Origin of the sequence: Pseudoduganella sp. OTU4001 (assembly GCF_038440195.1) — a bacterium.
GTDB lineage: Bacteria > Pseudomonadota > Gammaproteobacteria > Burkholderiales > Burkholderiaceae_D > Rugamonas.
The window spans coordinates 17,920-29,674 of sequence record NZ_JASATG010000046.1; the positions used below are offsets into that span (position 1 = coordinate 17,920).

Annotated in this window: 7 protein-coding genes; all 7 read left to right on the top strand. The window is 66.6% G+C overall.

Annotated features, from left to right (window positions below; translation table 11 throughout):
* The first annotated feature begins 119 nt into the window (after positions 1-119).
* Positions 120-2,330 (top strand): sodium-translocating pyrophosphatase, encoded by a 2,211-nt coding sequence (locus AAHE99_RS24995; RefSeq protein ID WP_342120559.1) that lies wholly within the window; start codon positions 120-122, stop codon positions 2,328-2,330.
* A gap of 56 nt (positions 2,331-2,386) precedes the next feature.
* Positions 2,387-2,878, top strand: a complete 492-nt coding sequence (locus tag AAHE99_RS25000) for a hypothetical protein (RefSeq protein WP_342120560.1) — start codon at positions 2,387-2,389, stop codon at positions 2,876-2,878.
* A gap of 60 nt (positions 2,879-2,938) precedes the next feature.
* The gene (locus AAHE99_RS25005; protein WP_342120561.1) at positions 2,939-3,700 is read left to right on the top strand and encodes a 3-hydroxyacyl-CoA dehydrogenase; all 762 of its coding nucleotides are present in this window, start codon (positions 2,939-2,941) and stop codon (positions 3,698-3,700) included.
* A gap of 104 nt (positions 3,701-3,804) precedes the next feature.
* On the top strand, positions 3,805-5,547 hold the full coding sequence (gene ggt / locus AAHE99_RS25010) for a gamma-glutamyltransferase (protein ID WP_342120563.1): 1,743 nt from the start codon (positions 3,805-3,807) through the stop codon (positions 5,545-5,547).
* 66 nt (positions 5,548-5,613) lie between these two features.
* Entirely contained in the window at positions 5,614-6,783 is a 1,170-nt protein-coding gene (locus tag AAHE99_RS25015) for a patatin-like phospholipase family protein (protein WP_342120564.1), read from the top strand.
* Positions 6,784-6,826: 43 nt separating this feature from the next.
* Positions 6,827-11,008, top strand: a complete 4,182-nt coding sequence (locus AAHE99_RS25020) for a two-component regulator propeller domain-containing protein (RefSeq protein ID WP_342120565.1) — start codon at positions 6,827-6,829, stop codon at positions 11,006-11,008.
* Positions 11,009-11,026: 18 nt separating this feature from the next.
* Entirely contained in the window at positions 11,027-11,734 is a 708-nt protein-coding gene (locus tag AAHE99_RS25025; protein ID WP_342120566.1) for a response regulator, read from the top strand.
* Positions 11,735-11,755 lie beyond the last annotated feature (21 nt).

Here is an 11,755-nt window from a genome sequence, read left to right on the forward strand (position 1 = left end):
CGCGCGCGCCCGCCACGCGGCCCCCTGGCCGTGTAGCGTCAAAGTTTTGCAGTACGTAGTTCGGTTGCACCGAGTTCGTTTTGTAGCACTTGATTCTAATAACAGAAGGGGGCAAATCTATGGCAGCAAGTTTGTGGTTCGCGATTGCGTGCGGTGCGCTCGCGGTAATTTACGGGCTGTGGGCGCGCAGCTGGATTCTTGGACAGGACGCGGGCAACGCCCGCATGCAGGAAATCGCGACAGCCATCCAGCAGGGTGCAGGGGCCTATCTGGCCCGCCAGTACCGCACCATCGGCATTGTAGGCGTAGTACTGCTGGTCGCCATCGGGGCGGCGATTGATGTAAAAACCGCTGTCGGCTTCCTGATCGGCGCCGTGTTATCCGGCGCCTGCGGCTTCATCGGCATGAACGTGTCGGTGCGGGCCAACGTGCGTACCGCGCAAGCCGCGTCGGTGGGCATGAACGAGGCGCTGAACGTTGCCTTCAAGGGCGGCGCCATCACCGGCATGCTGGTGGTCGGCCTGGGCCTGCTGGGCGTGGCGCTGTTCTACTGGATGCTGACCGCCATGGGCGCATCGACGGCGCCTAATCCTGCCCATAGCGTGCATGAAGTGCTGAAGCCGATGATCGGCCTGGCCTTCGGCGCTTCCCTGATCTCGATCTTCGCCCGTCTTGGCGGCGGCATCTTCACCAAGGGCGCCGACGTAGGCGCGGACCTGGTGGGCAAGGTGGAAGCGGGTATCCCGGAAGACGATCCGCGCAACCCTGCCGTGATCGCGGACAACGTGGGCGATAACGTGGGCGACTGCGCCGGCATGGCGGCCGACCTGTTCGAGACCTATGTGGTGACCCTGATCGCAACCATGCTGCTGGGCGCGCTGATGATCACCAATGCGCCGGCACAGGCGGCCATCTACCCGATGCTGCTGGGCGCGGTGTCCATCATCGGCTCCATCATCGGCTGCTCGATGGTCAAGGCGAAACCAGGCAAGAAGATCATGTCGGCGCTGTACACCGGCTTGTGGTGGGCTGCGGGCCTGTCGCTGATCGGCTTTGTGGTGGTGACCTGGATGATCTGGCCTGACGACGATATGCGCTACAAGATGCTGGGCGCAACGGTTGTCGGCATCGTGCTGACCGGGCTGATGGTTTACATCACCGAGTTCTACACCGGCACCGAATTCACCCCGGTGCGCCATATCGCGGAAGCCTCCACCACCGGCCACGGCACCAACATCATCGCCGGCCTGGGCGTGTCGATGAAATCCACCGCCTGGCCTGTGCTGGCCGTTTGCGTGGCGATCATGGTCTCCTTCAAGCTGGCCGGCCTGTACGGCATTGCGATCGCCGCGACTTCCATGCTGTCGATGGCGGGTATCGTGGTGGCGCTGGACGCCTACGGTCCGATCACCGACAACGCCGGCGGTATCGCCGAAATGTCGGGCATGCCGGATTCGGTGCGCGCGATTACCGACCCGCTGGATGCGGTGGGTAACACCACCAAGGCCGTGACCAAGGGCTATGCGATCGGTTCCGCCGGCCTGGCGGCGCTGGTGCTGTTTGCCGACTATACCCACGCGCTGGAGTCGCGCAGCCTGCAGATGTCATTCGACCTGTCCGACCCGATGGTGATTGTGGGCCTGTTCATCGGCGGCCTGATTCCTTACCTGTTCGGTGCGATGGCGATGGAAGCGGTAGGCCGCGCGGCCGGTGCGGTGGTGGTGGAAGTGCGCCGCCAGTTCCGCGATATCAAGGGCATCATGGACGGTACCGGCAAGCCGCAGTACGACAAGGCGGTCGACATGCTGACCGCGTCCGCCATCAAGGAGATGATCTGGCCTTCGCTGCTGCCGGTGGTGGTGCCGATCCTGGTCGGCATGCTGCTTGGCCCGCGTGCGCTGGGCGGGCTGCTGATGGGTACCATCATCACCGGCCTGTTCGTGGCGATCTCGATGACCACCGGCGGCGGCGCCTGGGATAACGCGAAGAAGTATATCGAGGACGGGAACCATGGCGGCAAGGGCTCCGACGCGCACAAGGCGGCGGTGACCGGCGATACCGTGGGCGACCCGTACAAGGATACTGCCGGCCCGGCGGTCAACCCGCTGATCAAGATCATCAACATCGTGGCGCTGCTGCTGGTGCCGCTGCTGCCGGCGACCGGCATCCTGTCGGTGACCATGGCGCCGATGCAGGCGCAGCAACAGGTGGTGGCTCCGGCTGTCGTTCCGGCGGCTGCCGCGCCACAGGTTGCAGCTCCGGCTGTCCCGGCCGAGGCGCCGACTGCCGTTGCGGCTCCTGTAGCGGCCGAGGCGCCGGCAGCGAAGTAAGCCGCGCCGCCTTCACCCTCTGCGGCGTATGATGCTTGTACGCTGCGGAGGGCATCATGAATCTTTCCATCCTGCTGGCGCTGGCCGCTGGGCTGAACGGCCCGGCCGGCAGCGCCCCATCCCTCGAAGAATACCGCCGCTTGCCGGAGTGCCGCCTGAGCGCGGATGGCAAACGCCTGCTGCAGGAGCCTTGCCGCACGGCGCCGGCGCGCAAGAATATGCCGCGCCGCCCGGTGCCGCAGGCCATCACCCCCACGCCGCGCATTGCGCCTGCGCCCGATCCGTCGCTGACCTGGGCGCCGGTGCTGACGCCGCGCGACCCTTCAGCCACGCCGAACGCGATTGCGCAGCTGCCGCGCGCGGGCCGCCCCGCGCTGCCGGCGGGGACTGCGCCGTTGCCGGGGCCCAGCGCGCCGATTCCCGTCATCTGTGACGCGGGCGGCTGCCGCGACTCCAGCGGCACCTATTACCACGGCGGGCAAGGGCAGGTCATCAGCCCGACGGGACGTGTGTGTTCGAACAACGGTGTATGGATGACTTGCTACTGATTCTTGTACAATACGCCTCGATTGACGTTTACGTAACGTAAAGTGAATAGGGGAGAACATATGCAAATCAAGGATCAAGTATTCATCGTTACCGGCGGCGCGTCGGGCCTGGGCGCGGCAACCGCGCGCATGATCGTCGAAAACGGCGGCAAAGTCGTGCTGGCCGACGTGCAGGCGGAAGCCGGCGAAAAGCTGGCGGCTGAACTGGGCGCGGCCAAGTTCGTGAAATGCGACGTGACCTCCGAGGCGGACGGCCTGGCCGTGGTGGCAGCTGCCACCGCCATGGGCACCCTGCGCGGCCTGGTGAACTGCGCCGGCGTGGCGCCAGCCATCAAGACCGTGGGCAAGGACGGCCCGCATCCGCTGGACTCCTTCGCGCGCACCATCAGCATCAACCTGATCGGCACCTTCAATATGTGCCGCCTGGCGGCTGACGCCATGGGCAAGACCGAAGCGGCAGAGTGGGGCGAGCGCGGTGTGATCATCAATACCGCTTCCGTGGCGGCGTTTGATGGCCAGATTGGCCAGGCCGCTTACGGCGCGTCGAAGGCTGGCGTGGCTGGCATGACGCTGCCGATGGCGCGCGACCTGTCGCGTTCCGGTATCCGTGTGATGACCATTGCGCCGGGTATCTTCGAGACCCCGATGCTGCTGGGGATGCCGCAGGAAGTGCAAGATGCGCTGGGCAAGATGGTGCCGTTCCCGCCACGCCTCGGCAAGCCGTTCGAATACGCTTCGCTGGCGAAGTCCATTATCGAAAACACCATGCTGAATGGTGAGACCATCCGCCTGGATGGTGCGATCCGTATGCAGCCAAAATAAACCCGGTAAACCTGGGTCAGACCCAAGGGTCTGACCCTGACACGCGGCCGCCGCAGGCCCTGGGTCTGACCCTGTCTTACCGGTTTTTGGTGTAGCATGCAGCAATGAAAGCCATTGCCCTCGCCATCGCAGCCCTCTGCTGCAACACCGTCCTCGCCCAAGACAACCGCGCCCCTGAAATCGCCACTGGCTGGCAGGAAAAAGCCGGTTGGTCCGCGCAAAAATACATGGTCGCCGCCGCGAACCCGCTCGCAACGGACGCCGGCTACCAGATGCTGAAACAAGGCGGCAGCGCCGTCGATGCAGCCATCGCCACCCAATTAGTCCTGACCCTGGTCGAACCGCAATCCTCCGGCATCGGCGGCGGCGCCTTCCTGCTGCATTGGGACGGCAAAAAACTGCGCTCCTTCGACGGCCGCGAAACGGCGCCCGCCAGCGCCACCGAAACCCTGTTCCAGGACGCCAACGGCAAACCCCTGCCGCGCGCTGACGGTGTGGTCGGCGGCCGCTCGGTCGGCGCCCCCGGCGTGCTGCGCATGCTGGAGCTGGCCCATAAGCAGCACGGCAAGCTGGCCTGGCCTAAGCTGTTCGCACCTGCCATCAAACTGGCCGAAGAAGGCTTCGCCGTCAGCCCGCGCCTGAACGCTTTGCTGACCAATGAACGCTACCTGCAGCGCGACCCGGTCGCCGCCGCCTACTTCTTCAACAAGGACAAGCAGCCCTGGCCGGTCGGCCACATCCTGAAGAACCCCGAGCTGGCCAAGACCCTGCGCGAAATCGCCGCCGGCGGCGCCGACGCCTTCTACAAAGGCCGCATCGCGCGCGACATCGCCGCCAAGGTGCAGGGCCACCCGACCAATCCCGGTGGCCTGACGGCAGCCGATATCGCCGGCTACCAGGCCAAGGAACGCGAGCCGCTGTGCGCCGACTACCGCAGCTACAGCGTGTGCGGCATGCCGCCGCCATCGTCGGGCGGCGTTGCGATCGCGCAGATCCTCGGCATCCTTGAGAACAGCAAGATCGGCGACTACGCCCCGGTCAACGGCGTGGTCAGCGCCGACGCCATCCACCTGATGTCGGAAGCCGAGCGCCTGGCCTATGCCGACCGCAACCGCTACGTGGCCGATACCGATTTCGTGCCGCTGCCCGGCAAGGGCGCCAGCGGCCTGCTGGACAAGTCCTACCTGCGCCAGCGCGCCACCCTGATCGGCGACAAGTCGATGGGCCGTGCCCGCGCCGGCGTGCCGGCGGAGGTGAAGGTGGCCTGGGGCGACGACACCGCGCTGGACAAGCCATCCACCTCGCACCTGGTGGTGGTGGACGGCTACGGCAACGGCGTCTCGATGACCACGTCGGTGGAAGACGCCTTCGGCTCGCGCCAGATGGTGGACGGCTTCCTGCTGAATAACCAGCTGACCGACTTTTCGTGGGATTCGGTCGACGAGAACGGCCCGGTGGCCAACCGCGTGCAGGCCGGCAAGCGCCCGCGCAGCTCGATGGCGCCGACCATGGTGTTCGACAAGCAGACCGGCAAGCTGGTACTGGCCGCCGGTTCGCCGGGCGGCTCCACCATCATCAACTACGTGGCCAAGGTGCTGGTCGGTACGCTGGACTGGAAACTCAATGTGCAGCAGGCCATCAGCCTGCCCAACTTCGGCAGCCGCAATGGCCCGACCGAGGTGGAAGCCGGCAAAGTCAGCGCCGACGTGGTGGGCCAGCTGAAAGCGCGCGGCCACGAGGTGCGCCAGGTGGAGATGAACTCCGGCCTGCAAGGCCTGCAGCGCACGCCGAGCGGCTGGTTCGGCGGCGCCGATCCGCGCCGCGAGGGCATTGTCCGCGGCGAGTGACCAGCGCGCGACAGGGCGGCGGGGTAGGCATTCCCCGCCTTGCGGCTCTCATGTTACCCTCGATAAATGGGTATTAAAAAGAAAACGGGCTTGATCCTGACGGGCGGCGGCGCCCGGGCGGCTTACCAGATTGGCGTTTTGCAGGCGATCTCCGAAATCCTGTGGGAAGAGGGCTGGCCGCCGGCGCGCAATCCATTCCAGATCATTTGCGGCACCTCGGCTGGCGCCATCAACGCCACGGCCCTGGCCTGCCGTGCCGACAATTTCGGCGAGGGCGTGCAAAAGCTGCTCGATGTGTGGAGCAATTTCGAAGTAGGGCAGGTGTACCGCGCCGACTCGCTGGGCGTGATCCGTTCCGGCGCGCGCTGGCTGTCGCTGCTGTCTTTCGGCTGGCTGCTGCGCAAATGGCGCGCTGCGCCGCCGCAGTCGCTGCTCGATAACACCCCGCTGGTCAACCTGCTGCACCGCATGCTGGACTTGCCGCGCCTGGATAACTGCCTGCAGGAAGGCTTGCTGCACGCGGTGGCGGTGACCGCGTCGTCCTATACAGGCGGCCAGCACATCACCTTCTACCAGACCGCCGCCGAAATCGCGCCATGGATACGCATGCAGCGCGTGGCGATGCAGGACCAGATCGGCGTCGAACATTTGCTGGCGTCGTCGGCCATCCCCTTCATCTTCCCGGCCACGCCGCTGTATATGGGCGGGCGGCTGGAATACTGCGGCGACGGTTCGATGCGCCAGCTGGCGCCGATCTCGCCGGCCATCCACCTCGGCGCGCAGAAAGTGCTGGTGGTGGGCGCCGGCCGCCTGACCGAGCCGCCGCGCCAGATGACGGAAACGCCGCGCTACCCAAGCCTGGCGCAGATCGCCGGCCACGCCATGTCGTCGATTTTCCTGGACAGCCTGTCGATCGATATCGAGCGCCTGAACCGGGTCAACCAGACCCTGTCGGTGCTGCCGGAGGAGTTGCTGGCCAAAACCCCGCTGCGGCCGGTGGAACTACTGGTAATCGCGCCATCGGAACGGCTGGACGACCTGGCGGCACGCCATATCAGCAGCCTGCCGGCGCCGATCCGCACCATGCTGTCCGGTATCGGCGCGACCGAGGCGCGCGGTTCGGCGCTGGCTTCCTACCTGCTGTTCGAGGCCAGCTACACCCAGGAGCTGATCCGCCTCGGCCAGCGCGACACCCACGCGCGGCGCACCGACGTCCTGGCATTTTTCGGGTCCTGAGCTTACCAATAGTACAATGCCGCTTTTTGTGAATTTCTGACCCGTGGCTGGAAAATCCCGTCGCCTGCTCCCCCGCCTGGCCGCACTGGCACTGGCTTGCACGCTCGCCCTCCCGGCGCTGGCGGCGCCGCCGCGCACCCTGCGTTTCGAGCAGCTGGACGTGGAGGACGGCCTGGCGCAGGAGTCGGTACTGTCCATCGTGCAGGACCGCCAGGGCTTCATGTGGTTCGGCAGCCAGGCGGGCCTGAGCCGCTTCGACGGCTACAAGGTGACGGTCTACCGCAACGTGGTGGGCGATCCCCGCAGCCTGGCGGAGAATTGGGTCGGCGTGCTGCACCTGGACCCGCGCGGCCGCATGTGGGTAGGCACGGACGGCGGGCTTGACCTGTTCGACCCGAAAACCCAGGCCTTTACCCATTTCCTGCCGCAGGAGCCGGAAAAGCGCGGCAGCGGCAACCGCCACATCAAGGCCATCATCGACGACGGTGTCGACGGCCTGTGGGTCGGCACGGCGGATGGCCTGCAGCACTTCGATCCCGCGACCGGCAAGTTCGTGGTCTACCACAATGAGCGCGGCAACCCGGGCAGCCTGGGGCATGACCAGGTCAACGCCCTGGCGCGCGACAGGCAGGGCAGGCTGTGGGTCGCCACGGCGGCCGGCGTCGACATGCTCGATCCGGGCTCGCGTGTGTTCACCCATTTCCCGATGCAGGCCGGCGGCGCGCGCGGCGCCCAGGCGCTGCTGCTGGACCGCGACGGCGTGCTGTGGGTCGGCACGCAGAACGGAATCGAACGCTGGACGCTGGACGGCCGGTACCCGCAGCGGCGCGCGCTCGGCGCGGCCCAGGGCTTGTCGGCGGGCACCATCCGCCGTATTTACCAGGATCCGGACGGCACGCTGTGGGTCGGCAGCCAGACTGGCGGCTTGTTCCGCTGGCGACCGGATGACGACCGCTTCGTGCAGTACCGCCATCACCAGGGCGACCAGCACAGCATCGCCGACAACTACGTCTATTCGCTGTACCGCGACAATGTGGGCACGCTGTGGGTCGGCACCTGGTACCGCGGCGTCAGCCGGGTGGACCTGGGCAGCGGCGGCTTTGCGCGCCTGGTGAAGGACCCCGGCCAGCCGGCCGGCCTGACCGACAACAAGGTGCGCGCCATCCTCGATGCGGGCGGCGGCAAGATCTGGGTCGGCAACAACGATGGCCTGAATTATTACGATGCGCTGGCCGGCAAGGCGGTGCTGTACCGTCCCGGCGGCGCCAGCGGCGACAACCTCGATTCGCAGGTCACCGCGCTGCTGCAGGATCCGCGCGACCGCAATTTGCTGTGGGTCGGCGGACGCAATGGCGTACGCCGCTTCGACCTGAGAACGCGCCGTTTCGGCCAGCTGATGCTGTCGCACGGCGACCCTGAAAACGACGCGATCCGCTACCTGTACGGCGACCGCGATGGGATGGTGTGGGCCTCGGCACGCAACGGCCTGCACCGCATCGACCCGGCCAGCGGCGGCGTGCTGACCTTCCGCCACGATCCGGCCGATATCCATAGCCTGGCCGACAGCGTAGTGCGCCCGGTGCTGGAAGACCGGCGCGGTAACCTGTGGGTCGGCACCTTCAACGGCCTGGACCTGCTGGACCGCACCACCGGCCGCTTCACCCACTACCGCAACAACCCGAACGACCAGTCCAGCCTTAGCCACAACGAGGTGCACTACCTGTTCGAGGACGAAGGCGGCACGCTCTGGATCGGCACCGCGGCGGGCCTGAACCGCATGGAGCGCCGCGCCGACGGCAGCGTGCATTTCCGCCGCTTCCTGCGCAAGGACGGCCTGGCCGACGACGCCATCGCAGGCATCCTGCCGGACCGCGGCAAGTATTTGTGGCTGTCCACCAATACCGGCATTTCACGCCTGGATCTCAGCAACGGCCAGGTGCGCAATTACTCCGGCGTGGACGGCACCATCGAAGGCGCCTACTTTGACGGTTCGGCCCTGCGCGCCGCCGACGGCACGCTGTATTTCGGCGGCTTTAACGGCATTACCGCTTTTGAACCGCAGGACGTGCGCGAGAACAGCTCGGCGCCGACCGCCGTCATCACCGACTTCCAGATCTTCAACAAGTCGGTGCGGCCGGGGCAGGGCGGCGCCAACAAGGGCGTGCTGAAGCAGGCCATCGAATACACCAGCGCACTGTCGCTGCGCGAGGGCGATTCCGTCTTCGCGCTGGAATTCGCGGCGCTGCACTACGCCGCGCCGCAGCGCAACCGCTTCGCCTACCAGTTGCAGGGCTTCGACAAGGACTGGGTGCTGACCGACGCCGGCAAGCGCTTTGCGACCTACACCAACCTTGATCCGGGCACCTACGAGTTCCGCGTCAAGGCCGCCAACAAGGACGGCATCTGGAACGACAATGCCGCCATGCTGTCGATCACTATTGCGCCGCCTTACTGGAAGACCTGGTGGTTCCGCGTGTGCGTGCTGGCCGCCATGCTGGGTGGCGCCTGGGCTGCCTACCACACCCGCGTACGCGTGCTGCGCAAGCAGCAGCTGCGCCTGGAGCAGCAGGTCAGCCTGCGCACCGCCGAAGTGGAGCTGAAGAACCAGCTGCTGCAGGAGCAGAAGCGCGAGCTGGAGCAGCGCGACCGCCACCTGTCGCTGGCCAAGCAGCGCGCGGAAGAGGCGACGCGCCAGAAGTCCGAATTCCTGGCCAATATGAGCCATGAAATGCGTACGCCGCTGGCCGGCGTGATCGGCATGCTGGGCTTTGCCTTGCGCGACAGCGCGCTGGGCGAGCGCACCCGCGAGCAGATCGAGCGCGGCCAGGGCAACGCGCAATCGCTGCTGGCCATCATCAACGACCTGCTGGACTTTTCCAAGATCGAAGCGGGCAAGCTGTATATCGAATCGATCGACTTTGCGCTGGCCAGCATGGTGGAGAACGTGGTCAGCCTGTTCGCAGAGCAGACCATGTCCAACACGGTGGGCTTCGAAGTCGATTTTGGCTCCGACCTGCCGGAGTTCGTGGTGGGCGACCCGACCCGCCTGCGCCAGGTGCTGGTCAACCTGGTCGGCAATGCCTTCAAGTTCACGGAGCGCGGCAAGGTTTCTCTGAGCGTGGTGCGCGAAAGCAGCGGGCCGGATGGCCACCGCATCCGCTTTACGGTGGAAGATACCGGCATCGGCATCCCGCCGGACGCCTTGCCGCGCCTGTTCCAGAAATTCGAGCAGGGCGACACCACCACCACCCGCCGCTACGGCGGCACCGGACTTGGCCTGGCGATCAGCAACCAGCTGGTGGAGCTGATGGGCGGCACGATCGAAGTGGTCAGCGCACCGGGCGCCGGCTCCACCTTTGCGTTCACCATCCCGCTGCGTGACGGCGTGGCGCCACCGCTGGTGCCGCACGTGGCACGCGAGCCGCACACCCACCAGCTGCGCGTGCTGTGCGCGGAAGATTTCCCGACCAACCAGATCATCATCCGCATGATGCTGGAGGAGCTGGGGCACAAGGTCGATATCGCCGGCAATGGCGTGCTGGCGCTGGCCGCCTGCGCCCAGCAGCGCTACGACCTGGTGCTGATGGACGGCCGCATGCCGGAAATGGACGGCGCCACCGCGACGCGCCTGATCCGCTCCGGCGGCCCGCGCGAAGCGCCGGTGGTCGACCCGCACCTGATGATCGTGGCGCTGACCGCCAACGCCAGCGAAGAAGACCGCAGCCGCTACCTGGCGGCCGGCATGGACGATTTCCTGACCAAGCCGATCGACGAAGGCGCGCTGCACATGCAGCTCGAGCGCGCCATCGAACGCCAGCTGGCGCGCGGCATCAAGCTGCCGCCGCTGCGCCGCAAGGCCTCCGAGCAGCCTTCGGTGGCGGAACTGGATGCCATGTTCGGCGTCTGCGACCTGCCGCCGCCGGAACCGTTGCCGGGCCAGGCAGGGCAGGCGCTCAAGCTGCGCCTGCGCGACGCCTTCATCGCCGACCTGCCGGCGCGCCTGCGCGAACTGGACCAGGCGCTGGCCGCCGCCGATGCCGACGCCGCGGGCCGCCTGTTCCATGGCATGAAGGGCAGCGCCGCCTACTTGGACGAAGCGGAACTGCACGCGCTGTGCGGTGAACTGGAAAGGGCGGCCGACCGAGCCATGTGGCCGGCCATCCGCACCAAGCTGCCGCGCCTGCGGCTGTTGCTGGAGCACGTCGTGTCGCCTACGCGGCACTAAACAATCAACGGGGAACGCATGAAAGTACTGGTGGTAGACGATGACGTGGTTTCGCGCATGGTGCTGATGCACCTGATCGACGGCTGCGGCAAATTCGAAATCATCGAGGCGGAGGACGGCGCCGACGGCTGGCAGCAGCTGGAGGACGGCCTGCGCCCCGGCATCATCTTCTGCGACCTGCGCATGCCGCGCCTGTCCGGCATCGAACTGCTGCAGCGCGTGCGCGCGCACGGCGAACTGGCGGAAGTGCCGTTCGTGCTGGTTTCTTCGGCTACCGACAAGGAGACGGTGCAGCAGGCCACGCTGGCCGGCGCCACCGGCTATATCGTCAAGCCGTTCCAGTCCGACCAGGTGCGCGCCCACCTTGGGGCTTTCCTCGACCAGGCAGCCAACGGCTACGAGCACCGCGCCGAAGATCCGGCCGATACGCTGGTGCGGCTGGGCATTGGCGCCGACCGCCTGCTGGTCTACCTGACCGGCTTCCAGAACCAGCTGACCGCCGCCAGCACCGAGCTGGACGCGCTGCTGGCGCGCGACGAGCAGATTGAGGCGCGCGTGCGCCTGGACCGCCTGTATACCGGCTGCACCACGCTCGGCCTGCACGGCGCCGGCGCGGCCCTCAAGCCGCTGATGGGCGGCCACACCAGCAACGAAGCAGTGCAGGCGGCGCTGACGGATGTGATCCGCGCAGTGCTGCACCAGTCCTCGCTGGTACGGCAGGGATAAAAGTCGTGGGTAAAATTGGGG